The following is a 25,275-nucleotide window of genomic DNA, read 5'->3' as shown; positions in this document are numbered from 1 at the left end:
AATCGCAAGCCGCCTTTACCAAGGAGAATTTCATGAGCAAGAGCGTCATCCACACCGACAAGGCCCCTGCCGCCATCGGCACCTACTCCCAGGCGATCAAGGCCGGCAATACTGTCTACCTGTCCGGCCAGATTCCTCTCGACCCGGCCAGCATGACCCTGGTGGAAGGCTTCGAAGCCCAGACCGTGCAAGTCTTCGAAAACCTCAAGGCAGTGGCCGAGGCAGCAGGCGGCTCGCTAAAGGACATCGTCAAGCTGAACATCTTCCTCACCGACCTGGGCAACTTCGCCACCGTCAACGAAGTCATGGGGCGCTACTTCCAGCAGCCCTACCCGGCCCGTGCAGCCATCGGCATCGCCGCGCTGCCCAAGGATGCCCAGGTGGAAATGGACGCGATTCTGGTCCTGGAATAACCCGGCACCGCAGGAGCGGCCCTAGCCGCTCCTACTCGATCACCACCAGCCGATCAGGCAACTCGTTGCGCGGCTCGGTCAGCGGCACATGCCGGCGCAGCAACTCCCCGCACGACTCGATGCAACCGAGAAAACCGGCCAGTGTCCGCCCCGCCTTCACCTCGGCAGTGAACGCTTCGATGATCGAAGCCCAGGCTGCATCATCGATCCGGCTGGAGATCCCCTGGTCGACCAGGATTTCTACATAGCGCTCGGCCTCCGACACGAAAATCAGCATGCCGGTACCGGCCTGGGTGTGGTGCAGCTCCCGCTCGAAGAACTGCCGCCGCGCCAGATTGCCGGCCCGCCAGTGGCGCACCGCACGCGGGATCAAGCGCGATGTCAGCGCCGGAATGCGCAGCACGAAGGCCAGCACGATAAAGCTCGACCACTGCACCAACAGCAGTTCCCAGGCTGCCAGCCCGGAAAAGAACAGCAGCCCGCCCGGCAAGAGCATGGCCAGCAGCCCGGCCCAGAGCAGCGCGATATACCGGTAATCGTCGGCCCGCGCCGCCAGCACCGTGACCAGTTCGGCATCGGTGTCCTGCTCGATACGCTCGATCAGGTCGGCGACCTGTTGTTGTTCCGCTTGCGTCAGAAGAGTCATCGCACATCCACCGTAGAGTCACCAGCCACCGGAGGCACCGCCGCCGCCAAAACCACCGCCGCCACCTCCAAAGCCGCCACCGCCGCCAAAACCTCCACGGCCACCGCCACTCAGACCGCCGAGCAACGCTCCCAGCAAGGCCGCATTGCCACGCCCACGGCGCCCACCGCCGCCGCCACGACCATTGAGGAAGAGAATCACCGCCAGCATCAGGAAGAACAGCAGGATGCCACGCGCATCGGGTTCTTCACTCGCGACCCCACCGGCCTGCTCCGGCACGCTCAGCGGGTCGCCACCGAGTACTTGCACGATGGCGGCGGCACCTTCCTCGATACCACGGGCAAAGTCGCCCTGACGGAAGGCCGGTACCATGATGGCGTTGATGATCAGAGAAGACTGCGCATCGGTCAGGCGATCTTCTAGACCATAACCCACCTCGATGCGGATACGCCGCTCATCGCGGGCCACGATCAGCAGGGCGCCATTGTCCTTGCCCTGCTGACCGATGCCCCAGTGCCGCCCGAGGGCGACGCCGAAATCCTCGATGGAGCGCCCTTGCAGCTCAGGCACAGTCACCACCACGACCTGCTCGCCACTGAGCTGCTCGTGAGCGGTGAGCATCTCAACCAGACGCGCACGGGTCGGCGCATCGAGCAGGGCAGCCTGGTCCACCACCCGCCCGGTCAACTCAGGCAGGGGCTGGGCCGACAGTGGGCCAACCCAACACGCCAGCAGCAGGCCAAGCGCGAGGAGGACTCTCATCAGAATTTCACTTGCGGCGCCTGGTCGGCGTTCTCGCTGGTCGCCTCGAAGTTGTTGCGCACTTGCAGATCGCTATACATCAGCGTGTGCCAGATACGGCCAGGGAAGGTACGAATCTCGGTGTTGTAGCGCTCGACCGAGGCAATGAAATCGCGGCGCGCCACGGCGATGCGGTTCTCGGTACCTTCGAGCTGCGACTGCAAGGCCAGGAAGTTCTGGTTGGCCTTGAGGTCAGGGTAACGCTCGGCCACCACCATCAGGCGGCTCAGGGCGCTGCTCAACTGGCCCTGGGCCTGCTGGAAGCGCTGCATCTGCTGCGGGTCATCCAGGGTGCTGGCATCGACCTGGATCGATGTGGCCTTGGCTCGCGCCTCGATCACTGCGCTCAGGGTTTCCCGCTCGTGGGCGGCATAGCCCTTGACCGTTTCCACCAGGTTCGGGATCAGGTCGGCGCGACGCTGGTACTGGTTCTCGACCTGCGACCAGGCGGATTTGACCTGCTCGTCATAGGTGGGAATGTTGTTGATCCCGCAGCCGGCCAACATCCAGGAAAACAGGACGACGGCCATAACTTGTCCGATGTGACGAAAGAAGGTTGCGCGCATGGTGCATTTCCAGTGACAGGAGATAGAGCCCATAAGAATAGCGCAGCAGGGCAAGAGTTCATCTCTCACCCGGCAGCATCTGTAGGGATACCTCACGCCACCCCCTCTCCCGCCTGCGGGAGAGGGCTGGGGAGAGGGCGAAACGTTTCCCCCGCATCATCAGCCACCCAGCAATGTGGACAGACAGCCCTCTCCGCACCAAAAGAAGGCCTAACCACTCACCTTCCGCACCATAAAGGGGCAAATATCCTCCCGCTCTTGCCGATAGACGGCCAAATCCCCACGCAAAGCCCGATTCGCACGCAGTACAAGACCATTTCCAGGCACTGGCATATAATTTGCTCCCTTGTGAGGCAGGTCGCCTTCGCGGAACATCGCCGCCCGGCTTCACCCCTGATTAGGAAGCAACCTGTCCCGCTTCCACCACTTGGAGAACACCATGTCGAAGTCGCTTCAACTGATCAAAGACCATGACGTGAAGTGGATTGATCTGCGCTTCACCGATACCAAAGGCAAACAGCAGCACGTCACCATGCCTGCGCGCGAAGCCGAAGACGAAGACTTCTTCGAAAGCGGCAAGATGTTCGACGGCTCGTCCATCGCGGGCTGGAAAGGCATCGAGGCTTCCGACATGATCCTGCTGCCGGACGACAGCACCGCCGTGCTCGATCCGTTCACCGAAGAGCCGACGCTGATCCTGGTCTGCGACATCATCGAGCCTTCCACCATGCAGGGCTACGATCGCGACCCACGCGCCATCGCCCGCCGCGCCGAGGAATACCTCAAGTCCACCGGCATCGGCGACACCGCCTTCGTTGGCCCGGAGCCTGAGTTCTTCATCTTCGACGAAGTGAAGTTCAAGTCCGACATTTCCGGCTCGATGTTCAAGATTTTCTCCGAGCAGGCTTCCTGGAACACCGACGCCGACTTCGAAACCGGCAACAAAGGTCACCGTCCGGGCGTCAAAGGCGGCTATTTCCCGCTGCCGCCCGTCGACCACGACCATGAAATCCGTACCGCCATGTGCAACGCACTGGAAGAGTTCGGCCTGAAAGTCGAAGTGCACCACCACGAAGTCGCCACCGCCGGCCAGAACGAAATCGGCGTTGCCTTCAACACCCTGGTGGCCAAGGCCGACGAAGTACAGACCCTGAAGTACGTCGTGCACAACGTCGCCGATGCCTACGGCAGGACCGCTACCTTCATGCCGAAGCCGCTGTACGGCGACAACGGTTCGGGCATGCACGTCCACATCTCCATCGCCAAAGACGGCAAGAACACCTTCTCCGGTGAAGGCTATGCCGGCCTGTCCGATACCGCCCTGTACTTCATCGGCGGCATCATCAAGCACGGCAAGGCGCTGAACGGCTTCACCAACCCGTCGACCAACTCCTACAAGCGTCTGGTTCCGGGCTTCGAGGCTCCGGTCATGCTGGCTTACTCGGCTCGCAACCGCTCCGCCTCGATCCGCATCCCTTACGTCAACAGCCCGAAAGCCCGCCGCATCGAAGCGCGCTTCCCGGACCCGGCAGCCAACCCCTACCTGGCGTTCGCTGCACTGCTGATGGCCGGCCTGGACGGTATCCAGAACAAAATCCACCCTGGCGATGCCGCCGACAAGAACCTGTATGACCTGCCGCCGGAAGAGGCCAAGGAAATCCCGCAGGTCTGCGGCAGCCTGAAAGAAGCGCTGGAAGCCCTCGATGCGGGCCGCAGCTTCCTGACCAAGGGCGGCGTGTTCAGCGATGACTTCATCGACGCCTACATCGCCCTGAAGAGCGAAGAAGAGATCAAGGTCCGCACCTTCGTTCACCCGCTGGAATACGACCTGTACTACAGCGTCTGATACCTGCGAGCGCGACATGAGGCCACCTTCGGGTGGCCTTTTCATTTCCGGCCCGTAATAGGGCAGCGTGCAGCGAGGCAGGCATGCCCCGGTACGATTACGGTGCATGCCTGCACGACTCGCTTGCCATCGAAGCGCCACGTCCTGGCACTTTCATCCGCGCGCCCTTTCAGCGTGCGCGCATTGCACTATATTGGTGCAATATCCCATGCAATCACCTGGAGACAGGGAGCAGAAGCCCGAAACACCGCCATTACGGAAAGTGGTTTGCTTCTTGCATTTGATGCCGGACATACAGGACGCGACCGCCATGATCAACGAAGCCCTGCAACGCCTGCTGATCGAGAACCTGACCACCGCCACACTGCTGCTGGACTCCAGGCTGCGCCTGGTATACATGAACCCGGCCGCGGAAATGCTGCTGGCGGTCAGTGGTCAGCGCAGCCATGGCCAGTTCATCAGCGAGCTGTTCACCGAGTCGCCGGAAGCCCTGACCGCCTTGCGCCAGGCCGTCGAGCGGGCACACCCGTTCACCAAGCGCGAAGCCACGCTGACCTCGGCCACCGGCCAGGCGCTGACCGTCGATTACGCGGTCACGCCGATCCTCAATCGCCAGGACACCATGCTGCTGCTGGAAGTCCATCCTCGCGACCGCCTGCTGCGCATCAGCAAGGAGGAGGCACAGCTTTCCACCCAGGAAACCACCAAGATGCTGGTGCGCGGCCTGGCCCATGAAATCAAGAATCCGCTGGGCGGCATTCGCGGCGCGGCGCAACTACTGGCCCGCGAGCTGCCGGATGAACACCTGCACGACTACACCGCAGTCATCATCGAAGAGGCCGACCGCCTGCGTAACCTGGTCGACCGCATGCTCGGCTCGAACAAGCTGCCATCGCTGTCGATGACCAATATCCACGAGGTGCTGGAGCACGTCGCCAGCCTGCTGGATGCCGAATCCCAGGGGCGCCTGGTACTGACCCGCGACTACGACCCGAGCATCCCGGAAGTGCTGATGGATCGCGAACAGATGATCCAGGCCGTACTCAACATCATGCGCAACGCCATGCAGGCACTGGCCGGCCAGGTCGAACTGGGGCTGGGGCGGCTGACCCTGCGCACCCGCACCCTGCGCCAGTTCACCATCGGCCATACCCGGCACCGCCTGGTGGCGCGTATCGAGATCGTCGACAACGGCCCGGGCATTCCGCTGGAACTACAGAACACGCTTTTCTACCCAATGGTCAGTGGCCGTCCCGATGGGACCGGGCTGGGCCTGGCCATCACCCAGAACATCGTCAGCCAGCACCAGGGCCTGATCGAATGTGAAAGCCACCCGGGCTACACCGCTTTCTCGATCTTCCTGCCGCTGGAACTGGACAAAGGAGCAACGCCCTCATGAGCCATAGCGAAACCGTCTGGATCGTCGACGACGACCGCTCCATCCGCTGGGTACTGGAGAAAGCGCTGCAACAGGAAGGCATCACCACCCACAGCTTCGAAAGCACCAGCGGCGTGCTCAGCCGCCTGGCACGCGAGCAGCCGGACGCGATCATCTCCGATATCCGCATGCCGGGGCCGAGCGGCCTCGACCTGCTGGCACAGATCCGCGAGCGTTACCCGCGCCTGCCGGTGATCATCATGACCGCCCATTCGGACCTCGACAGCGCGGTGGCGTCCTATCAGGGCGGCGCGTTCGAGTACCTGCCCAAGCCTTTCGACGTCGACGAAGCCGTCTCGCTGGTCAAGCGCGCCTGCCTGCACGCTCTGGAGCAACAAAGTCAGGCGCCAGTGATCGAACAGCCGCGTACACCGGAGATCATCGGCGAAGCACCCGCCATGCAGGAGGTGTTCCGCGCCATCGGTCGGCTGTCCCACTCCAATATCACCGTACTGATCAACGGCGAGTCCGGCACCGGCAAGGAGTTGGTGGCCCACGCCCTGCACCGCCACAGCCCGCGCGCGGCGGCACCGTTCATCGCCCTGAACATGGCGGCCATCCCCAAGGACCTGATGGAGTCGGAGCTGTTCGGCCATGAAAAAGGCGCCTTCACCGGGGCCGCCAACCAGCGCCGGGGCCGCTTCGAGCAGGCCGACGGCGGCACCTTGTTTCTCGACGAGATCGGCGACATGCCCGCCGACACTCAGACCCGCCTGCTGCGGGTCCTGGCCGACGGCGAGTTCTACCGGGTCGGCGGCCATACGCCTGTGCGGGTCGACGTGCGCATCATCGCCGCCACCCACCAGAACCTGGAAACCCTGGTGCAGGCTGGCAAGTTTCGTGAAGACCTGTTCCACCGTCTCAACGTCATCCGTATCCATATCCCGCGCCTGGCCGATCGTCGCGAAGACATCCCCGCGCTGGCCCGCCACTTCCTCGCCAGCGCCGCCCAGGAACTGTCCGTGGAGCCCAAGCTGCTCAAGTCGGAAACCGAGGAATACCTGCGCAACCTCGGCTGGCCCGGCAACGTGCGGCAACTGGAGAATACCTGCCGCTGGATCACCGTCATGGCCTCGGGCCGTGAAGTGCACATCGACGACCTGCCACCGGAACTGCTGCACCAGAGCAGCGAGACCCAGCCCTCGGGCAACTGGGAGCAGGGATTGCGCAGCTGGGCGGACCAGGCACTGACCCGTGGCCAGTCCAGCCTGCTTGATGAAGCCGTGCCAGCCTTCGAACGCATCATGATCGAGACCGCCCTCAAGCACACCGCAGGACGCCGCCGCGACGCCGCCCAGTTGCTGGGCTGGGGGCGCAACACCCTGACCCGCAAGATCAAGGAACTGGGCATGGGTGGCGATGATGACGAAGGCGACGAGGCGTAGGTAAAGCCTGCGCCCAGGCAATACGGTATAAACACGATGTTCGAACAATCATCGTGAGGTCTTCATGTCATTCCCGCCGGAAGAACGCCAGGCGCTACTGGCTGTAAAAGGCGTCGGCCCTACCGTGGTCACGCGCCTGGAGCAGATGGGTTTTTCGTCACTGCTGGAACTGAGCCAGGCCAGTGCCCTGGACATCGTCAGTCAGGCTTCCGCCATCGTCGGTTCTACCTGCTGGAAGAACAGCCCTCAGGCGCGCGCTGCCATCCAGGCGGCAATCGACCTGGCCCAGTCGTGTCAGCGGGCCTAGGGGCACATGAGCATAGGTATCTACCGCGTCATCCTCCCCCATGAAAGCGAGTACCCCGAACCGATCACCTTCGTCATGGGTGCGCCCCTGGCTGTTGGGGAGCGATACACCGGACCGGAAGGCTGGGATGACTGGTACTTCTGCACGACGCCAGGGCAACAGGGCGGCTGGGTTCCCGTACAGATCATCGAAGGCCTCGCCAGCGAGGCACCATTTGCCCGCGAGGACTATACGGCGCGGGAACTGGACGTGCGCAAAGGCGATACGCTGCTCGGACTGCGTATATTGAATGGCTGGCTCTGGTGCAGGCCGGTCGAGGGCACCGAGCATGGCTGGGTGCCACTGGCGAATCTTCAGGAGGTAGCCTGAGGGATGAACGCTATGCCACCGCCCACCGTTGCCTGAGTGAATAGCAGGCACGGGCAAGCTCACCCGCCTACCCGTACGTCCAGTCGCCAGCCTCGCTTATCCGACTCACCCAGCCAATCGACCTGCAAGGCATGCAGCGCGGTCAGGCGCAGTTGCAGCGTCTGGCCGGAGACCTGCAAACGCCAACTGACACGGCCAGCGGGGCTGTCCAGATACCCACTGGCCGGTTGCCCCATGGCAGCAATGGCGAGCACGAAACCACCCTCGACAGGCAGTTCCTGCACCTCCGGCTCCTCATCGAACCAAAGCTGCAACCCGGCGCCCACGGGCTCAACTTCCAGTAAATGGACCTCATCCGACTGCTGGGTCACGCGCCCGATCATCATCCCGACCATGACCCCGAGCAGCACCAGCGAGGCAAAAAAGCGTCGGCGCAAACGCGGCCTTGGGTCTTCCAGCGTAGAATGCTCGCCGTTTTCAGTTTCGGTGCCGCGCATGTTCCATGTGATCCTTTTCCAGCCGGAGATTCCGCCCAATACCGGCAACATTATCAGGCTCTGCGCCAATACCGGTTGCAGCCTGCACCTGATCGAGCCGCTGGGCTTCGAGCTGGACGACAAGCGCCTTCGCCGTGCCGGGCTGGATTATCACGAATACGCCTCCGTACAGCGCCATGCCGACCTGCAGAGCTGCCTGGATAAACTCGGCCAACCGCGCCTGTTCGCCTTCACCACCAAGGGCTCGCAGCCCTTCCACGAAATAACCTTCCAGCCAGGCGATGCCTTTCTGTTCGGCCCGGAAAGCCGCGGCCTGCCCGAAGACATACGCGAAGCACTGCCCAGTGGGCAACGCTTGCGCCTGCCGATGAAACCCGGCAATCGCAGCCTGAACCTGTCCAACAGTGTGGCGGTCGCAGTATTCGAAGCTTGGCGCCAGCAAGGCTTCGCCCTGTCTTGAAGACAGGAATTGTTCACCCTTCTGCTACAAGGAAACACCATGCGCAGTCTCTTCCTCGCGGCGACCCTGCTGTTCGCCGCGCCCTCGATGGCCAGCGACTTCGAAGAAAGCCCAGCGGTTGCCGCGATCTTCGCGCAAGCCGGCGTCACCGGCACCTTCGCCCTTTACGATGCATCCACCCAACGACTCACTGGTGTCGACGCCCAGCGTGCCACGACCCGCTATATCCCCGCCTCGACCTTCAAGATCGCCAACAGCCTGATCGGCCTCTCCAGCGGCGCGGTCGCCAGTGTCGATGAAGTCCTGCCCTACGGTGGCCAGCCGCAGCCCTTCAAGGCCTGGGAACAAGACATGGGCCTGCGCGATGCCATTCGCGCCTCCAACGTACCGATCTACCAGGAACTGGCACGACGCATCGGCCAGCAACGCATGCAGGAAGGCGTCCGCGCCCTGGGCTACGGCAACCAGACCATCGGCACCCAGGTGGACAACTTCTGGCTGGTAGGCCCCTTGAAGATCAGCGCAGTCGAACAGACGCACCTGCTCGCACGCCTGGCCCGGGGCGAATTGCCGTTCCCCGCGCAGGCCCAGGCCCAGGTACGGGAGATCGTGCGCCTGGAGTCGGGCGAGGGCTGGACGCTTTACGGCAAGACCGGCTGGAACGATAGTGACCAGCCGAACATCGGCTGGTGGGTCGGCTGGGTGGAGCAAGGCGAACGCCTCTACAGCTTCGCCCTGAACATCGACATGCCCGACCCGGTAACCGCCCTGCCCAAGCGCCTCGAAATCGGCAAGGCCAGCCTGCGCGCACTCGGCCTGCTCGACAGCGGCACTCAAGCTGGAAAGGCCGTGCGTTGAAAATCGCCATGCCTTCCCCCATATCCCACACATTCGGGCAGTGCCTGCCCCGCTGAGCGGAGATTCCCCCTTGACCACCATCGTTTCAGTTCGCCGCAACGGCAAAGTCGTCATGGGCGGCGACGGCCAGGTTTCCCTGGGCAACACCGTGATGAAAGGCAACGCCCGGAAGGTCCGCCGTCTCTACCACGGCCAGGTACTGGCCGGCTTCGCCGGCGCCACCGCCGATGCCTTCACCCTGTTCGAGCGCTTCGAAGGGCAACTGGAGAAACACCAGGGCCACCTGGTACGTGCCGCCGTGGAACTGGCCAAGGACTGGCGCACCGACCGCTCCCTGAGTCGCCTGGAAGCCATGCTGGCGGTGGCCAACAAAGACGCTTCGCTGATCATCACCGGCAACGGCGACGTGGTGCAGCCCGAGGACGACCTGATCGCCATGGGCTCCGGCGGCGGTTTCGCCCAGGCCGCGGCGCGCGCGCTGCTGCTCAAGGCAGACGCCGGACTGAGCGCCCACGAAATTGCCGAAACGGCATTGAACATTGCCGGCAGCATCTGTGTCTTCACCAATCAGAACCTGACTATCGAAGAGCTGGACAGCGAGGTTTGAGCACCCCATCACGGTCTCGCCCCGCCAGATCGTGAACAATCGCCCCGCACGCCCGGCCCTGGAGTACCTGCATGTCCATGACACCCCGCGAGATCGTCCACGAACTCAACCGCCACATCATCGGCCAGGATGACGCCAAGCGCGCCGTGGCCATCGCCCTGCGCAACCGCTGGCGGCGCATGCAGCTCGCCCCCGAACTGCGCCCGGAGGTCACACCGAAGAACATCCTGATGATCGGCCCGACCGGCGTCGGCAAGACCGAGATCGCCCGGCGCCTGGCACGCCTGGCCAATGCGCCGTTCATCAAGGTCGAGGCGACCAAGTTCACCGAGGTCGGCTACGTCGGCCGCGATGTCGAATCGATCATCCGCGACCTGGCCGATGCCGCGCTGAAAATGCTGCGCGAACAGGAAGTGCAGAAGATGCGCCACCGCGCCGAGGACGCCGCCGAAGAGCGCATCCTCGATGCCCTGCTGCCCGGCGCCCGCCCCACCGGCTTCGGCGAGGAAGCAGCAACGCCGACCGACTCGAACACTCGCCAGTTGTTCCGCAAGCGCCTGCGCGAAGGCCAGCTCGACGACAAGGAAATCGACATCGAGGTCGCCGAGACACCAGCAGGCGTGGAGATCATGTCGCCGCCCGGCATGGAGGAAATGACCAGCCAGTTGCAGAACCTGTTCTCCAACATGGGCAAGGGCAAGAAGAAGAGCCGCAAACTGAAGATCAAGGATGCGCTCAAGCTGGTGCGTGACGAGGAAGCCGCACGCCTGGTCAACGAGGAAGAACTCAAGGCCCGCGCCCTGGAGGCGGTGGAGCAGAACGGCATCGTCTTCATCGACGAAATCGACAAGGTGGCCAAGCGCGGCAACACCGGTGGCGCCGACGTGTCCCGTGAAGGCGTACAGCGCGACCTGTTGCCGCTGATCGAGGGCAGCACGGTCAACACCAAGCTGGGCATGGTCAAGACCGACCATATCCTCTTCATCGCCTCGGGCGCCTTCCACCTGTCCAAACCCAGCGACCTGGTGCCTGAGTTGCAGGGGCGTCTGCCGATCCGCGTCGAACTCAAGGCGCTGAGCCCGCAGGACTTCGAGCGTATCCTGACCGAGCCGCACGCCTCGTTGACCGAGCAGTACCGCGAGCTGCTGAAGACCGAGGGCCTGCACATCGAGTTTGCCGAGGACGGCATCAAGCGCATCGCCGAGATCGCCTGGCAGGTCAACGAGAAGACCGAGAACATCGGTGCCCGCCGTCTGCACACCCTGCTGGAGCGTCTGCTGGAAGAGGTGTCCTTCAGCGCCGCCGACCTCGCCGGCCAGCAGAACGGTGAAGCCATCCGCATCGACCTGGCCTACGTCAACAGCCACCTCGGTGAACTGGCACAGGACGAAGACCTGTCGCGCTATATCCTCTAAACCGCTGGTCGCCATGGGCTGAACGCTGGACGGGACATCGATTTCCGTTCAGCCTTCAGCCTTCTGCGCTCTTTTCGGCATCCATTTCATGCGTATTCCCTCCGCCATCAAGCTGCACAAGGCTTCGAAGACCCTGGAACTGCAATACGGCCAGGACCGCTACCACCTGGGTGCCGAATTCCTGCGCGTGCATTCGCCCTCGGCGGAAGTCCAGGGACACGGCAACCCGGTGCTGCAATACGGCAAGCAGAACGTCGCCCTGACCGGTCTGGAGCCAGCGGGCAACTATGCCTTGAAGCTGATCTTCGACGACGGCCACGACAGCGGCCTCTACAGCTGGGACTACCTGTACGAACTGGCCACCCGCCAGGAAAGCCTGTGGGCCGACTACCTCGCCGAACTGGAGCGCGCCGGGCGCTCACGCGATCCGGACGAGTCAGTGGTACGGTTGATGCTCTGACGGCTGGGAGCGTCAAAGGCGGTGGGCATGACGATCACACGTCATGCCTCGGCGAATACGGCGTCCATCTGCTCCACGAACAGCACACGCTCGGCCCATAACTCCAGTTCATCCCGGCCGGCACCGTGCAACCGTTCCCGAATCGCCTCCGGCAATGGGCCAAACTTCAGGCCTAATTGCTTCTCCAGCAAGGCGATACGCCCCTCATCCCGGCCAGTTTCCCTGCCTTCTGCACGGGCGGCACGGAGTTCGCTGAGTTCGTCACGCAACGCGCGTTCGCGGACGAACGCCAGGCGCCGTGCTTCGGCATCGTCGGACAGTTGCTGGAGTTCTTCCAGGGCCTGTCGTACAGGTGGGTGCTGGATACCTTGCATGACGCTCTCCTCCTGCCAGTGTTCGAAATAGGCAACCCAGTCTGCCAAGGCTCCGTTGAGCGAACATCCCAGGCGATCGGCCTTGGGCAGCTCGATCAAGTGCAAGTGTAGCCCGTCGATCCTGACGTGTGGATGCAGGCGATCGCGCAGTTCGAAATGCCAGTGGGCTTGCGCTTCGGGGAATGACTCGAAATCCATCAGGTGGATGCCAACCACCGGTTTCAGGTCACTGTAGTCATCGCCCTTGTGCAATTGCTGGCCGAGGGTGCGGGCCAGGTAGTAGAGGCTGCGCAAGCTGTAGTCTGCATGGCGGCGCACCTGCATCTCGATGTTGTAGCGGTGACCTTGCGGGTCGCGGGCGAGGATATCCAATACGATGAATTTGCCATGCAACTCGCCGGGCTCGATGTTCGGATTGAGGATTTCCAATACTTCGATGGGGGGCGCGGCACTGCGCACGGCGTTGATCAGGTCCGCCAATATCTCCGGCGCCCCCACGAAGAGCCGCTTGAAGACGAAGTCGTTCTTGGGATCGAGTAGGGCTGTCATGGCAGTGTCCCTGCTGCAGTGGGCCGTTCGAACCTAAGTGGCAAGCAGGGACGGGGCAAATGGAAAAGTCCGGAAACGAGAACTGCATCACGCTATGCACGAGCATTTCGGAACAATTACCCAAAAGTTAATAATCACCCGCCCTGCTTGATTGATGGCACCCGAGCCGACTTTCTAAAGTGCGCTCCACATAGCGGAAACAGTGGAGTCGTCATGACAACAACAATATCCCCACCGCCGCAATGGTCGCGGCGCCGTGCCGAGAAAGCACGACGGATCGATCAGGTACGCGCGCTCGCCGATGGTGTGGTCCTGCCCAGTGACAGGATCGTCGCCGCACTCGAAGCCCTGATCGCCCCCGGTGATCGTGTGGTACTGGAAGGCAATAACCAGAAACAGGCGGACTTCCTCTCCCGCTCTCTGGCCAAGGTCGATCCGCAGCGCCTGCACGATCTGCACATGATCATGCCCAGCGTCAGTCGCGCCGAACACCTCGACCTGTTCGAGCGTGGCATCGCGCGTAAGCTCGACTTCTCCTTCGCCGGTCCGCAGAGCCTGCGCATCAGCCAGTTGCTGGAAGACGGGCAATTGGAAGTCGGCGCCATCCATACCTATATCGAACTCTATTCGCGGCTGCTGGTGGACCTCATCCCCAACGTCGCGCTGGTCGCCGGCTTCCAGGCCGACCGCCACGGCAACATCTACACCGGGCCAAGTACCGAGGACACCCCGGCACTGGTCGAGCCGACCGCCTTCAGTGACGGCATCGTCATCTTCCAGGTCAACGAGATCGTCGACGAACTGCCCCGCGTGGACATTCCGGCCTCCTGGGTGGACTTCGTGGTGGTGGCGGACAAGCCCTTCTACATCGAGCCGCTGTTCACCCGCGACCCGCGCCACATCAAGCCGGTGCACGTACTGATGGCGATGATGGCGATCCGTGGCATCTACGAAAAGCACAACGTGCAGTCGCTCAACCACGGCATCGGCTTCAACACCGCCGCCATCGAGCTGATCCTGCCGACCTACGGCGAGAAGCTCGGGCTCAAGGGCAAGATCTGCCGCAACTGGACCCTCAACCCGCACCCGACGCTGATTCCCGCCATCGAGACCGGCTGGGTCGAGAGCGTGCACTGTTTCGGCACCGAGCTGGGCATGGAGGACTACATTGCCCAGCGCCCGGACGTGTTCTTCACCGGCCGCGACGGCTCGATGCGCTCCAACCGCATGATGTGCCAGTTGGCTGGGCAATACGCGGTGGACCTGTTCATCGGCGCCACCCTGCAAGTGGACGGCGATGGCCACTCCTCCACCGTCACCCGTGGCCGCCTGGCCGGCTTCGGTGGCGCACCGAACATGGGCCATGACCCACGCGGCCGTCGCCACAGCACCCCAGCCTGGCTGGACATGGCCACACCAGGTGGCGAAGGCCCCGTGACCCTGCTGGAGCGCGGCAAGAAGCTGGTGGTGCAGATGGTCGAAACCTACCAGGAAGGCGGCAAACCCACCTTCGTCGAACGCCTCGACGCGGTCGACGTGGCGAAGAAGGCCGGCATGCCGCTGGCGCCGATCATGATCTACGGCGACGACGTCACCCACCTGCTGACCGAGGAAGGCATCGCCTACCTGTACAAGGCCCGCTCGCTGGAAGAGCGCCAGGCGATGATCGCCGCGGTTGCCGGTATCACCAGCATCGGTCAGCGCCACGATCCGAAGGACACCGCACGCATGCGCCGCGAGGGTCTGATCGCGCTGCCGGAAGACCTCGGCATTCGCCGCACCGATGCCAGCCGCGAACTGCTGGCGGCGAAAAGCATCGCCGAACTGGTCGAGTGGTCCGGTGGCCTCTACAACCCGCCAGGCAAATTCAGGAGTTGGTGATGAGCGCACTGATCGCAACCCTCCCCACTGACGGGCCAACGTCTCGTCCGCGCCTGAGAACCCAGGCCTCGCCCAGCCTGGCTGAACGCCTGGCCGACCTCGCCGTGCAGGCATTGCTCGACGAGGCCAACCTGTCGCCCAAGCCCGGACTGGTCGACCGGCGCGGCAGCGGGGCGCACGACGACCTGCACCTGGCGCTGATGATCGACTCGGCACATTCACTGTGGCCGACCTTCCGGGCCATGGCCGAGGCGGCGCAGCAACACACCGCTCTGGACAGCGCCCTGCGGGCTACCGTGGGCCGGCTCGGTCGCGAAGGCGAAACCCGTATGCTGGGCGTGACCGGCGGCGTGAATACACACCGAGGGGCGATCTGGGCCCTGGGGCTGTTGAGCAGTGCCGCCGCCATACGCCCCGATGACCTTGAACCCACCGCCGTCGCTGCACGGGCCGCAACACTGGCAAGGCTGGATGATCCCGCGCTGCCCGTGCGACAGGGCAGCCATGGCGCCGAAGTACGGCGCCGCTACGGTGTCCCCGGCGCACGCGAACAGGCTCAGCAAGGCTTTCCCGCCGTTATCCAGCACGGCCTGGTGCAACTGCGCCGCAGCCGTGCCAATGCGGCGGGTGAGCAGAACGCCCAGCTTGATGCCCTGCTGGCGATCATGACCACCTTGCCCGACACCTGCGTGCTGCACCGCGCCGGCATGGCCGGCCTGAACAGCATGCAACAAGGCGCGCGCAAAGTGCTGCAGGCCGGTGGCTGCGCACAACTGGCCGGCCGTCGCCAACTGCGCGAACTGGAGCGCGACATGCTGGCGCTGCGCGCCTCCCCTGGCGGTGCCGCCGACCTGCTGGCCGCCACCCTTTTTCTCGACCGCCTGGCACAGATGCCGGCGCAGACTGGGAGATCGTGAACATGGAAACCCTGTCCTTCGTCTTTCCCGCTGGCGAACCGGCCAAGGCACGCGCCCTGGTTGGCTGCGTCGGCTCCGGCGACCTCGAAGCCCTGCTCGAACCGGGCGAGAACGGCAGCCTGAAAATACAGGTGGTGACTTCGGTGAACGGCAGCGCCTCGCGCTGGCAACAACTCTTCGAGCGTATGTTCGAAGAGCAGCGTCCACCGGCGCTGAACATCGATATCCATGACTTCGGCGCCACGCCAGGCGTGGTACGCCTGCGCCTGGAACAAGGGCTGGAGGAGATCGGCCATGACCAATAACAGCGCCCTGCTGCAACGCCGCAGCTTCGTCGAACTGGGCGCGCGCCAGCGAATCCAGGCACTGCTGGACAGCGGCAGCTTCCGCGAACTGCTCGATCCGTTCCAACGCATCATGTCGCCCTGGCTCGCAGCCCAGGGCGTGGTGCCCCAGGCTGACGACGGCGTGGTCATCGCCAAAGGCACCCTGGACGGCAAGCCTGCCGTGGTCGCCGCCATCGAAGGCAACTTCCAGGGCGGCAGCATGGGCGAAGTGGGCGCGGCGAAGATCGCCGGGGCACTGGAGCTGGCAGTGGAAGACAACCGCCAGGGCATTCCGACCCTCGCCATCCTGCTGCTGGAAACCGGTGGCGTACGCCTGCAGGAGGCCAACCTCGGGTTGGCTGCCATCGCAGAGATCCACTCGGCCATTGTCGAGTTGCGCCAGTACCAGCCGGTCATCGGCCTGATCGCCGGCAGCGTCGGCTGCTTCGGCGGCATGGGCATCGCCGCCGGACTGTGCAGTTATCTGGTGGTCACCCGCGAAGCCCGCCTGGGCCTGAACGGGCCACAGGTGATCGAACAGGAGGCCGGCGTCGAGGAATACGACTCGCGCGACCGCCCCTTCATCTGGAGCCTGACCGGTGGCGAGCAACGCTACGCCAGCGGCCTGGCCGACCGTTATGTCGACGACGACGTACAGGCGATCCACGACGAGCTGAGCGAACTGCTGCGCCAGGGCAAGCCCGCGCTGGAACGCAGCCGTCGCCATGCCTGGTACCTCGAACGCCTGCAAGCCATCGATACATCCACCCAGGCCGACGGCGCCGGCGTCAGGCTGGCCTATCAAGGAGCGCGCCCATGAGCACACAGCAACAGCAACGCGGTCTCAACTGGTTCCAGGCACTGGCCGGGCAAGCACCCTGCATCGAAGGCCTGCCCGCTTCGCTGCGGGTCGCCGACAGCACCCTGGACGGCCAGCCGGTGCGCTACCTGGCGGTGGTACCCGATGCCGAGAACCCGTTTCCACGGGCACGCAATGGCGAAACCGGCCTGCTGGAAGGCTGGGGCCTGGGCAAGGCTGTGGATCAGGCCATCGAAGCCGATGCCAGCGGCTCGCAGAAACGCGCCCTGATCGCCATCGTCGACGTCCCGAGCCAAGCCTATGGCCGCCGCGAGGAAGCCTTCGGCATCCACCAGTCCCTGGCAGGCGCCGTTGATGCTTACGCCCGGGCGCGCCAGGCGGGCCACCCGGTCATCGCCCTGCTGGTCGGCAAGGCCATGTCCGGCGCCTTTCTCGCCCACGGCTACCAGGCCAACCGCATGATCGCCCTGCGCGACCCGGCGGTGATGGTGCATGCCATGGGCAAGGAGTCGGCGGCGCGCATCACCTTGCGCAGCGTCGAAGCCCTGGAGGAGCTGGCGCGGCAGATCCCGCCGATGGCCTATGACATCGACAGCTACGCCTCGCTCGGACTGCTCTGGCGCATCCTCGATGTACGCCAGCCAGGGGCCGCCGATCTGGAACTGGTGCGCAAGACACTGGCCCAGGCACTGGACGATATCTATCACCACACACGGGACCTCTCCAGCCGCCTGAACGCTGCCAACCGCGCATCGTCGCGCCTGGTGCGCGAGCGCCTGCGCGAGCAGTGGTAGCGCCATGTACCGCCCGCACGATCTGCTCTGGGGGTGTCATGCCCGGCACCTGCCGGAAGATGCGCCCGCCTGGTGTCGCACGGTGCTGGAAACAGCACCACCGGTCGTCGTGCGGCGCGCTCCCGCTCGCGACGGCCTGGTCGCCGTAGGCCTGCGGGGTAACAGTCGCGGCGAACGCCTGGCATTCTGGATGCCCCTGGCGGATATCTCGCGTAGCCTGATGCCGGAGCAACTACGAGCCTGCGGCGATCGCCCGCGTGACTTGCCGGTGTGGCATGCGGCACGCCTGGCGCGGACAGTCCTCGACCGTATCGGGCTGGCCTGGGGCATTACCGGCAGCGCCGCCTTCGAACTGGCCAGCGGGCAGGTCGTCACCCATACCGGCAGCGACCTCGACCTGCTGCTGCGCACCGAACGACGCCTGCCACGCACCGTCGCGCAAACACTGCTACAGAGCCTGCGCAATACCGCCTGCCGCATCGACGTGCAATTGCAGACCCCCGCTGGCGGCGTGGCCCTGGCGGAATGGGCCGGGCAGGCGGGCCGGGTCATGATCAAGACCTGCGAAGGGCCAAGACTGAGCACCGACCCCTGGGAGGATTGCCCATGAGTACCCTGTTCGCGTTTCCCGGCCAGGGCGCGCAACGTGAAGGCATGTTGCGCGACCTGCCACATGACTTTCTCGACCATTGCAGCGCCGTGCTGGGCGAGCCGGTCGAACGGCTGGACAACGCCGAGGCCCTGCGCTCGACCCGAGCCGTGCAACTCTGCCTGCTGATCGCCGGTGTCTGCGCGGCACAACGCCTGGAACAGGCTGGCGTGCTGGAAGGTTACGCGGCCGGGCTGTCGATCGGCGCCTATGCCGCTGCCGTCGCGGCAGGCAGCCTGAACTTCGATGACGCACTGCGCCTGGTCGCATTGCGCGGACAGTTGATGCACGACGCCCACCCCACCGGATATGGCATGACCGCCATCCTCGGAATGGAAATCGGCGATCTCGAACCCCTGCTGGAACAGGCACGTGAGCGTGGCCAGGAAATCTACCTGGGCAACGTCAATGCGCCCCGACAACTGGTCGTGTCCGGCGAGGAACAGGCCATGCGCGAGCTTGGCGAAGCCGCGCGCCAGAAGGGAGCCTCCGGTGTACGACGCCTGGCCGTCAGCACCCCGTCGCACTGCCCGCTGCTGGAAAAGGCTGCCGAGGAGCTGGCACGGGCCTTCGACAGCATCACCCTGCGCCCACCCCGGCTGCGTTACCTGAGTGGCAGCAACGCGCGCGCCCTCGACAAACCCGAAGCCATCCGCAGCGATCTGCTCTACAACATGTGCCGCCCCATCGACTGGGCCGGTACGGTGCGCAGTGCCTATGAGCGCGGTGTACGTCTGCAGGTCGAGTTGCCGCCAGGCGCGGTACTCACAGGCCTGGCTCGCCAGACCTTCATCGAAGGGCGCCTGGTCGCCTTCGAAGGCACCCGCCTGGACAGCCTGCTGGCCTTGCTGCGCGAGGAGCAGGATCGCTAGGTGTCATGACCACACGATGCAAGGCATAAGACAGCGGCGCACGTCTGGCGAGTTTTCTGGTCCAACCCTTCACACTCAATCAAGGGAGGCCACACCCATGTCGCTACTCAGCCGCAAACCCACCACCCGTGACGAGATCGAGCGGGAAATCCAGAACCTGACCAGCGCGCTGGAAGAGCTTGGGCACGACGCTGCACATGAGTCGCGCAAGCACTTGGACGGCCTGCGTTCGCGCCTCCAGTCGCTCTGGCAGGAGCACAATCTGGATGAGCATTGTGCCGAACTGTCGCGCAAGACCCGCCAGGTCGGACGCGCGACCAAGGACTGCGCCCGCGAACATCCGGTGGCCACCGTGGCCCTGGTGGCCGGCGCCGTGGCCCTGGTCGGCTACCTGGCCAGCCGCCGTTAAGACCTGTCCAAGTCCTCACGAAGCCGAACCGCCGTAGGGTGCGCCATGCGCACCGCTTTCACCGCCCAGGTGCGCACCCTACACGCCGGTAGTCACTACCGTCACGACCGACGCAAGCGCCGAGCGGCATCCAGCAGCAGGCGCTCGCTGTCATCCCATCCCAGGCAGCCATCGGTTATGGAAACCCCATAGCGCAATTGCCCGGACAGCGGCTGGCAACCCTCGAACAGATGACTTTCCAGCATCACCGCGCGCAGGGCGTCCTGCCCCGCCAGGCGCTGTTGCAGCACACTCTCGAATACCTGGGGCTGGCGCGCCGGGTCCTTGCCGCTGTTGGCATGGCTGCAATCGACCATGATGCCGGCCTCGATCCCCTGCTTGCGCATACGCGCCAGCGCCTCGGCAACGGATGCGGCGTCGTAGTTCGGCCCTTGCTGGCCGCCACGCAGCACCAGGTGCGTGTCCAGATTGCCGGCAGTTTCGATTAGCGCCGGCCGGCCATTGTCGTCGACACCCAGGTGCCGGTGCGGGTGGGCCGCACTGCGCATCGCATCGCAGGCGATGGCGACACTGCCATCGGTGCCATTCTTGAAGCCCACCGGCAATGCCAGGCCGCTGACCATTTCCCGGTGTACCTGCGACTCGCTGGTGCGCGCACCGATGGCCGCCCAGCTCAACAGGTCGTCGAAGTAACCGGCCGCCAGTGGATTCAACAACTCGCTGGCCAACGACAGGCCGCTGTCGAGGATGTCCAGCATCAGCCGCCGTGACAGCGCCAGGCCCTCGGCCATGTCCCCACTGCCATCCAGGTGCGGATCGTAGAGCAAGCCCTTCCAGCCGATGGTGGTGCGGGGTTTTTCCACATAGGCGCGCATCACCAGCAGCAGTTCATCCTCGACCCGCCCGGCCAGACGAGCCAGACGCTCGGCGTATTCCAGGGCACTGTCGCGGTCATGCAGCGAGCAGGGGCCAATCACCACCAGCAGGCGCGGGTCATCGCCACGGATGATCGCGCGGGCGGCATCACGGGCCTCATGCACACGGCGTACGCTGGCGATCGCGGGCGCCAGGCGCTGGCGCAGTTCGGTGGGAGCAGGAAGGGGCAGGCTGACACGTCGGTCTTCGGCACTGACAGGGCATTGCGGCAATGGGGCGGAAACGGCATTCATTCTGATAGTCCTCGGCAGGCGCGGTTCTGTTCCGCGCCCGCCACTAACCTAGTGATCGATTGGGTTCGAGTGGGCGGCAAGCCTGGGTAAATCGCCAGAAGGTGCGGTAGGCAGGGCGGTAGGCAGCGTGGTGTGCGTACATGGTCGAATCCTCTGTTTGCGTGTTCAGCGGGTAAAAAACAAAACCCCCGATCGGGTTGCCGACCGGGGGTTCTGGGAACGTGTCTGGCGGCGGCCCTGGATACGGGGCGCCTGCTCGGGGTATCAGGCGCTCATGCGGCTAAACCAATACCCATAAAAGAAACCACGACCAGCCGCGCGCACGGACACCGCCGAGGTATCGGGGCGAGACATGCAAAGGGCGTTGGACATGGCGATTCTCCTGTGACTGCGAGGCAACTTACCGCATTGGCCAGCACGCTTCAAGCTTGCCAAGCGACCTTTTACTGCAACACAATGCGAAGAATTATCATTTTATAGATGCCTTCATGATGTCTGCACCGCTCCTGCTCAGGCAACGGATTCGCACGCTCTACAGCGAACACCATTGCTGGTTGTCGGGCTGGTTGCGGCGCAAGCTTGGCTGCCCGCATGCGGCGGCGGATGCCTCCCACGATACCTTCCTCAAGCTGCTCGCCTTCGAGGAATTGCCCACGCTACGCGAACCACGTGCCTACCTGCTGGTGACCGCCAACCGTCTGTTGATCAACCAGTACCGCCGCCGCCGTGTCGAGGAAGAAACCCTGCGCAGCATGGCAATCCTGCTGGAAGACCAGGATCAAGCAGGACCGGAGCACCTGTATGCGACCCGCCACCTGCTGGAGCGGGTGTTGCTGATGCTCTGCGAAGAACTGGACGAGAAACCACGCCGAGCCTTCCTCATGGCCCGGGTCGACGGCTTGTCCTATGCACAGATCGCGGAACAGCTCGGCGTCTCGACCAGCAGCGTCAAGCAGTACCTGGCCAAGGCCCTGGCCCACTGCCACGCCCGCCTCCTGCCGGAGGCATCGAGCGATGTCTGAGCTGGACCGTATCCGTGAAGAGGCCGCCACCTGGCTGGTGCGTCTGGGCGATGAACAATCGGCCGAAACCCAGGACGCGTGCCACACCTGGCGCCAGGCGGACCCACGCCACGAGCAGGTATACCGTCAGATGGAAATGCTCTGGAACGGCTTGCCCCCTTCGACACCGACAAGACCGGGCAAGCGCATCGCGACCTCGCTTGCCGTCCTCGCGGTGTTGCTGGCCGGCGCCTATACCGTGCAGCCCGCGCACTGGCTGGCCGACCAGCGCACGGTCCTCGGCGAGGTGCGCCAGATTACCCTGGAGGATGGCAGCCGGATCACCCTGGACAGCCGCTCCGCCATCAATATCCACTACGACGAGCGGGAGCGGCGTATCGAGTTGCTGCGGGGCGAGCTGTTGGCCGAAGTCCGCCCCGACCCACAAGCCCGGCCGTTCCGGGTGGTCAGCCGGGACGGAACGGCACAGGCACTGGGTACTCGCTATCTGGTCCGCCAGGAGACGGACAGCAGCCTGGCCCAGGTGCTGGAGTCGAAGATACGGGTCAGCCCGGAGCGGGATCCACAGCAGGCCGTGACCGTCGAGCAAGGCCAGCGCCTGCGCTTCGACCGCGAGCGCCCAGGCCGGCTGGAAGCCGCCGAGAGCGATGCGGATGCCTGGACCCGGCATCGCCTGGTCTTCCGCGATGTCCCTCTGACCGAAGTGCTGGAAAGCCTGGAGCGCTATCGTCCCGGCTGGTTGAGCGTCGATACGCAAGCCATCGCCACCTTGCGCTTCACTGGCGTCCTGCCCAGCAATGATACCGATGCCGCCCTGCAGACCCTGGAGCGCAGCCTGCCGATCCGCGTCCGTACGCTCACACCCTGGCTGGTACGCGTTTCTCGCTGATCGCGAAAAAAATCAGGCATCGACTGCCCGTTTCACGCCCAGCCCGGTCACTCCACATGAACACCTTTTTCATTGTGGAGCCTCCATGACCTACCCCCGTCTACTGCGCCTCGGCGCCCTGGCATTCGCCCTGCAGTTGGCCACTCCGGCGCTGGCGGATGATGCGCTGTTCGAACTGAATCAGCCCAGCCTGCCCCTCGACCGTGCCCTGACCGAACTGGCCGCACGCACCGGCGACATCATCGGGGCCGACGCCAGCCTCCTGTCAGGTCACCATGCGCCTTCGCTGAAGGGCCGCTACAGCACCGGCCAGGCGCTGCAGCAGCTTCTGCGGGACAGCGGCCTGTACGCGATCCCGATCGGAGAAGGCCGCTGGAGCATCCAGCCGTTGAGCGCACCCGGCAGCGCCATGGAGCTGGGTGCGACCAGTATCACCGGCCAGGGCCTGCAAGGCCTGTCGACCACGGAGGGCACCGGCTCCTACACCAGTGGCTCGAGCAACAGCGCGACCAAACTGAACCTGTCACTGCGCGAAACGCCACAGTCGATCAGCGTGATGACCCGCCAGCGCATCGAAGACCAGAACCTCAGTCAGTTGACGGACGTCATCCGCCAGACGCCGGGCCTGAGCGTCAGCGCCAACGCAGGCGGCGGGAGCAGCTTCAACAGCATCTATTCCCGGGGCTTCACCGTCGAGAACTTCCAGGTCGATGGCGAGCGCCTGCTCAACAGCGGCTACAGCGGCATATTCCAGAGCGCGGACATGGTGCTCTATGACCGCGTGGAAGTGATTCGCGGCGCCACCGGCCTGATGAGCGGAGCCGGTCTCCCTGGTGCGACGGTGAACATGGTCCGCAAGCGCCCGACAGATACGTTCAAGGGCAGCGTCAACCTCAAGGCCGGCTCCTGGGATCACCAACGCGGCGAAGTGGATGTGGGCGGACCGCTGAACGCGAGTGGCAGCGTGCGGGCACGCCTGGTCGGCGCATACCAGGAAAACGATTCATTCGTCGAACGCCTGCACGAACGCAAGAAAATCCTCTACGGCCTGCTCGAAGCCGACCTGACGCCGGGCACACTGCTGACGGTCGGTGCCGACATACAGCACCATGACGCCAACGAGCACGCCCAGATGGGCCTGCCGTTGTTCAACAAGGACGGTAGCCAGGCCCGCTGGTCACGCTCGGACTCAGCTGCCGCGTCCTGGGCCTACTCCAACCGCCATTTCGTCTCGGCCTTCAGCTCGCTCGAACAGCGCCTGTCGGAGAACTGGAAAGCCAAGCTGACCCTGAACCGGGCACGCTACGACTACGACGAGATGCTCGGCTTCGCCAATGGCGGCAGCGTGGACCCTGCCACCGGACAAGGCGTGACCCTGTATATCGGCCAGTGGCAGGCCAAGCCTGTGCAGACCGGACTGGACCTGAACGTCAACGGCTCCTTCGAGTGGTTCGGGCGCGAACACGATGCGGTGTTCGGTTACTCGCATCAGCGCACACGCTACAAATCCAACGGCTACCCGTTGTGGTACTACGCCGGCTGGGTCACCACCATCGATAACATCTACCAGTGGGATGGAAAGACACCCGGCCAACCGGTGATCCCGGCCACCAGCCGTACCAGCCAGCAGGAAACCCACAGCGCCGGCTACGCCAGCGTGCGCCTGCGCGCCACCGACGACCTCTCGGTGATCCTCGGCGCCCGTGTCAGCGACTGGAAAGACCGCGCCGACCGCACCAACCTGGTCAACGGTGCCGTCACCCATACCCGCCGCGGTGAGACAGGCGTCCTCACGCCCTACATCGGCCTGGTGCAGGACCTCGACGAACACTGGTCGGTGTACGCCAGCTACACCAGCATCTTCAAGCCACAAAGCCGGCGTACGCTGGAGGGCAGCTACATCGACCCTCTGGAAGGCGTCAGCTACGAAATCGGCAGCAAGGCCGCCTTCCTCGATGACCGCCTCAACCTCGCCATAGCGCTCTACCAGATAGAACAGGACAACCTGGCCGTCTCCCTCGTCGGACAGTCCGCCCCTGATGGCAGCCAGGCCTACCGATCCGAGTCGGGCACCAAGACCCGTGGCCTCGAACTGGAGCTGTCAGGTGAGCTGACAACGAACTGGCAGGCCAGCGCCAGTTTCAGTCGCAATATCGTGCAGGACAGCAAGGGCAAGGCACTCAACACCAATATCCCGCAGAACACCCTGAAGCTGTTCACTCGCTATGAACTGCGCGGCATCGGCAATGGCCTGACTGTCGGCGGCGGGGTCAATTGGCAGAGTGAAATCTTCAATGAAAACGCCGGACCGGCCCGCGTACGCTTCAGCCAGGAAGACTATGCCGTGGTGGATGCGTTCGCCCGCTACCCGCTGACCTCGCAACTGACGGCAACGCTGAATCTGAACAACCTGCTGGACGAGAAGTACTATGCCAGCACTGGCTCCAGCTATTACGGCACGCCGCGTAATGCCACGCTCGGCTTGCGCATGGAATTCTGAGGACCAGGCCTTCAAGCGCCTCTGGCCGGGCGAATA

28 protein-coding genes are annotated in these 25,275 nt (G+C 64.2%); 22 read left to right on the top strand and 6 right to left on the bottom strand.

Annotated features, from left to right (window positions below):
* The first annotated feature begins 32 nt into the window (after positions 1–32).
* The gene (locus HW090_RS11480) at positions 33–413 is read left to right on the top strand and encodes a RidA family protein (RefSeq protein WP_179113660.1); all 381 of its coding nucleotides are present in this window, start codon (positions 33–35) and stop codon (positions 411–413) included.
* A gap of 31 nt (positions 414–444) precedes the next feature.
* On the opposite strand, the gene HW090_RS11475 is transcribed toward HW090_RS11480, so the two are convergent.
* The 3 genes from HW090_RS11475 to HW090_RS11465 are packed head-to-tail and all read right to left on the bottom strand — an operon-like array spanning position 445 to position 2,426.
* Positions 445–1,059 carry a TPM domain-containing protein gene (locus HW090_RS11475; RefSeq protein WP_179113659.1) on the bottom strand — a complete coding sequence of 205 codons (615 nt, stop codon included), beginning with the start codon at positions 1,057–1,059 and terminating at the stop codon, positions 445–447.
* A gap of 18 nt (positions 1,060–1,077) precedes the next feature.
* Positions 1,078–1,821 (bottom strand): YgcG family protein, encoded by a 744-nt coding sequence (locus HW090_RS11470; RefSeq protein ID WP_179113658.1) that lies wholly within the window; start codon positions 1,819–1,821, stop codon positions 1,078–1,080.
* The gene (locus tag HW090_RS11465) at positions 1,821–2,426 is read right to left on the bottom strand and encodes a LemA family protein (protein WP_179113657.1); all 606 of its coding nucleotides are present in this window, start codon (positions 2,424–2,426) and stop codon (positions 1,821–1,823) included. The genes HW090_RS11470 and HW090_RS11465 overlap by 1 nt, the downstream gene beginning before the upstream one ends.
* Before the next feature lie 439 nt (positions 2,427–2,865).
* Here HW090_RS11465 and glnA point away from each other — a divergent pair, with 439 nt between their 5' ends.
* The 5 genes from glnA (at position 2,866) to HW090_RS11440 (ending at position 7,771) form a co-directional block, all read left to right on the top strand.
* Positions 2,866–4,272 carry a glutamate--ammonia ligase gene (gene glnA, locus HW090_RS11460; RefSeq protein WP_179113656.1) on the top strand — a complete coding sequence of 469 codons (1,407 nt, stop codon included), beginning with the start codon at positions 2,866–2,868 and terminating at the stop codon, positions 4,270–4,272.
* A gap of 310 nt (positions 4,273–4,582) precedes the next feature.
* Positions 4,583–5,671 carry a nitrogen regulation protein NR(II) gene (glnL, locus tag HW090_RS11455; RefSeq protein ID WP_179113655.1) on the top strand — a complete coding sequence of 363 codons (1,089 nt, stop codon included), beginning with the start codon at positions 4,583–4,585 and terminating at the stop codon, positions 5,669–5,671.
* Positions 5,668–7,095, top strand: coding sequence for a nitrogen regulation protein NR(I) (ntrC, locus tag HW090_RS11450; RefSeq protein ID WP_179113654.1), 1,428 nt, complete (start codon positions 5,668–5,670; stop codon positions 7,093–7,095). The genes glnL and ntrC overlap by 4 nt, the downstream gene beginning before the upstream one ends.
* Before the next feature lie 64 nt (positions 7,096–7,159).
* Positions 7,160–7,402, top strand: coding sequence for a helix-hairpin-helix domain-containing protein (locus HW090_RS11445; protein ID WP_179113653.1), 243 nt, complete (start codon positions 7,160–7,162; stop codon positions 7,400–7,402).
* 6 nt (positions 7,403–7,408) lie between these two features.
* Positions 7,409–7,771 carry a hypothetical protein gene (locus HW090_RS11440; protein WP_179113652.1) on the top strand — a complete coding sequence of 121 codons (363 nt, stop codon included), beginning with the start codon at positions 7,409–7,411 and terminating at the stop codon, positions 7,769–7,771.
* 59 nt (positions 7,772–7,830) lie between these two features.
* Here the strand turns inward: HW090_RS11440 and HW090_RS11435 are convergent, their stop codons facing one another.
* Positions 7,831–8,268 (bottom strand): hypothetical protein, encoded by a 438-nt coding sequence (locus tag HW090_RS11435; protein ID WP_179113651.1) that lies wholly within the window; start codon positions 8,266–8,268, stop codon positions 7,831–7,833.
* Between HW090_RS11435 and trmL the strand changes: the two genes are divergently transcribed.
* The 5 genes from trmL (at position 8,267) to HW090_RS11410 (ending at position 12,068) form a co-directional block, all read left to right on the top strand.
* Entirely contained in the window at positions 8,267–8,728 is a 462-nt protein-coding gene (gene trmL, locus HW090_RS11430) for a tRNA (uridine(34)/cytosine(34)/5-carboxymethylaminomethyluridine(34)-2'-O)-methyltransferase TrmL (RefSeq protein WP_179113650.1), read from the top strand. The genes HW090_RS11435 and trmL overlap by 2 nt on opposite strands.
* A gap of 39 nt (positions 8,729–8,767) precedes the next feature.
* Positions 8,768–9,586, top strand: a complete 819-nt coding sequence (blaOXA, locus tag HW090_RS11425; RefSeq protein WP_179113649.1) for a class D beta-lactamase — start codon at positions 8,768–8,770, stop codon at positions 9,584–9,586.
* A 70-nt stretch (positions 9,587–9,656) separates the two neighbouring features.
* Complete coding sequence (hslV, locus tag HW090_RS11420) at positions 9,657–10,193, top strand: ATP-dependent protease subunit HslV (protein WP_179113648.1); 537 nt, start codon at positions 9,657–9,659, stop codon at positions 10,191–10,193.
* 71 nt (positions 10,194–10,264) lie between these two features.
* Positions 10,265–11,608 carry an ATP-dependent protease ATPase subunit HslU gene (hslU, locus tag HW090_RS11415; RefSeq protein WP_179113647.1) on the top strand — a complete coding sequence of 448 codons (1,344 nt, stop codon included), beginning with the start codon at positions 10,265–10,267 and terminating at the stop codon, positions 11,606–11,608.
* Positions 11,609–11,696: 88 nt separating this feature from the next.
* Positions 11,697–12,068 (top strand): gamma-butyrobetaine hydroxylase-like domain-containing protein, encoded by a 372-nt coding sequence (locus HW090_RS11410; RefSeq protein WP_179113646.1) that lies wholly within the window; start codon positions 11,697–11,699, stop codon positions 12,066–12,068.
* Positions 12,069–12,109: 41 nt separating this feature from the next.
* On the opposite strand, the gene HW090_RS11405 is transcribed toward HW090_RS11410, so the two are convergent.
* Positions 12,110–12,991: an Rpn family recombination-promoting nuclease/putative transposase gene (locus tag HW090_RS11405; protein ID WP_179113645.1), complete on the bottom strand. Its 882-nt coding sequence runs from the start codon at positions 12,989–12,991 to the stop codon at positions 12,110–12,112.
* A gap of 213 nt (positions 12,992–13,204) precedes the next feature.
* Here HW090_RS11405 and mdcA point away from each other — a divergent pair, with 213 nt between their 5' ends.
* From mdcA to HW090_RS11365, 8 genes are all read left to right on the top strand, one after another.
* Positions 13,205–14,872 carry a malonate decarboxylase subunit alpha gene (gene mdcA / locus HW090_RS11400; protein WP_179113644.1) on the top strand — a complete coding sequence of 556 codons (1,668 nt, stop codon included), beginning with the start codon at positions 13,205–13,207 and terminating at the stop codon, positions 14,870–14,872.
* Positions 14,872–15,789: a triphosphoribosyl-dephospho-CoA synthase gene (locus HW090_RS11395; RefSeq protein WP_179113643.1), complete on the top strand. Its 918-nt coding sequence runs from the start codon at positions 14,872–14,874 to the stop codon at positions 15,787–15,789. The genes mdcA and HW090_RS11395 overlap by 1 nt, the downstream gene beginning before the upstream one ends.
* 2 nt (positions 15,790–15,791) lie before the next feature.
* A complete protein-coding gene (locus tag HW090_RS11390; protein ID WP_179113642.1) occupies positions 15,792–16,094 on the top strand; it encodes a malonate decarboxylase subunit delta in 303 nt (100 codons plus the stop codon).
* The gene (locus HW090_RS11385) at positions 16,084–16,935 is read left to right on the top strand and encodes a biotin-independent malonate decarboxylase subunit beta (RefSeq protein ID WP_179113641.1); all 852 of its coding nucleotides are present in this window, start codon (positions 16,084–16,086) and stop codon (positions 16,933–16,935) included. The genes HW090_RS11390 and HW090_RS11385 overlap by 11 nt, the downstream gene beginning before the upstream one ends.
* Positions 16,932–17,729 (top strand): biotin-independent malonate decarboxylase subunit gamma, encoded by a 798-nt coding sequence (mdcE, locus tag HW090_RS11380; protein ID WP_179113640.1) that lies wholly within the window; start codon positions 16,932–16,934, stop codon positions 17,727–17,729. The genes HW090_RS11385 and mdcE overlap by 4 nt, the downstream gene beginning before the upstream one ends.
* Positions 17,730–17,733: 4 nt before the next feature.
* On the top strand, positions 17,734–18,339 hold the full coding sequence (locus HW090_RS11375) for a malonate decarboxylase holo-ACP synthase (protein WP_179113639.1): 606 nt from the start codon (positions 17,734–17,736) through the stop codon (positions 18,337–18,339).
* Positions 18,336–19,250: a malonate decarboxylase subunit epsilon gene (gene mdcH, locus HW090_RS11370; RefSeq protein ID WP_179113638.1), complete on the top strand. Its 915-nt coding sequence runs from the start codon at positions 18,336–18,338 to the stop codon at positions 19,248–19,250. Before HW090_RS11375 ends, mdcH begins: the two co-directional genes overlap by 4 nt.
* Positions 19,251–19,347: 97 nt before the next feature.
* Positions 19,348–19,659, top strand: coding sequence for a YqjD family protein (locus HW090_RS11365; RefSeq protein WP_179113637.1), 312 nt, complete (start codon positions 19,348–19,350; stop codon positions 19,657–19,659).
* A 101-nt stretch (positions 19,660–19,760) separates the two neighbouring features.
* Here the strand turns inward: HW090_RS11365 and HW090_RS11360 are convergent, their stop codons facing one another.
* Positions 19,761–20,828 (bottom strand): 3-deoxy-7-phosphoheptulonate synthase, encoded by a 1,068-nt coding sequence (locus tag HW090_RS11360; protein WP_179113636.1) that lies wholly within the window; start codon positions 20,826–20,828, stop codon positions 19,761–19,763.
* A gap of 491 nt (positions 20,829–21,319) precedes the next feature.
* Here HW090_RS11360 and HW090_RS11355 point away from each other — a divergent pair, with 491 nt between their 5' ends.
* The 3 genes from HW090_RS11355 to HW090_RS11345 all read left to right on the top strand — a co-directional run bounded on the left by HW090_RS11355 (position 21,320) and on the right by HW090_RS11345 (position 25,239).
* On the top strand, positions 21,320–21,850 hold the full coding sequence (locus tag HW090_RS11355) for a sigma-70 family RNA polymerase sigma factor (RefSeq protein ID WP_218673533.1): 531 nt from the start codon (positions 21,320–21,322) through the stop codon (positions 21,848–21,850).
* On the top strand, positions 21,843–22,739 hold the full coding sequence (locus HW090_RS11350) for a FecR family protein (protein ID WP_179113634.1): 897 nt from the start codon (positions 21,843–21,845) through the stop codon (positions 22,737–22,739). Before HW090_RS11355 ends, HW090_RS11350 begins: the two co-directional genes overlap by 8 nt.
* 85 nt (positions 22,740–22,824) lie before the next feature.
* Positions 22,825–25,239 (top strand): TonB-dependent receptor, encoded by a 2,415-nt coding sequence (locus tag HW090_RS11345; RefSeq protein ID WP_179113633.1) that lies wholly within the window; start codon positions 22,825–22,827, stop codon positions 25,237–25,239.
* Positions 25,240–25,275: the final 36 nt, after the last annotated feature.

The sequence above is a fragment of the Pseudomonas sp. ABC1 genome, from assembly GCF_013395055.1.
In the GTDB taxonomy this organism is placed as follows: domain Bacteria; phylum Pseudomonadota; class Gammaproteobacteria; order Pseudomonadales; family Pseudomonadaceae; genus Stutzerimonas.
Note: the sequence above shows the minus strand (reverse complement) of the source record. Positions and strands in the feature narration are given on the sequence as shown.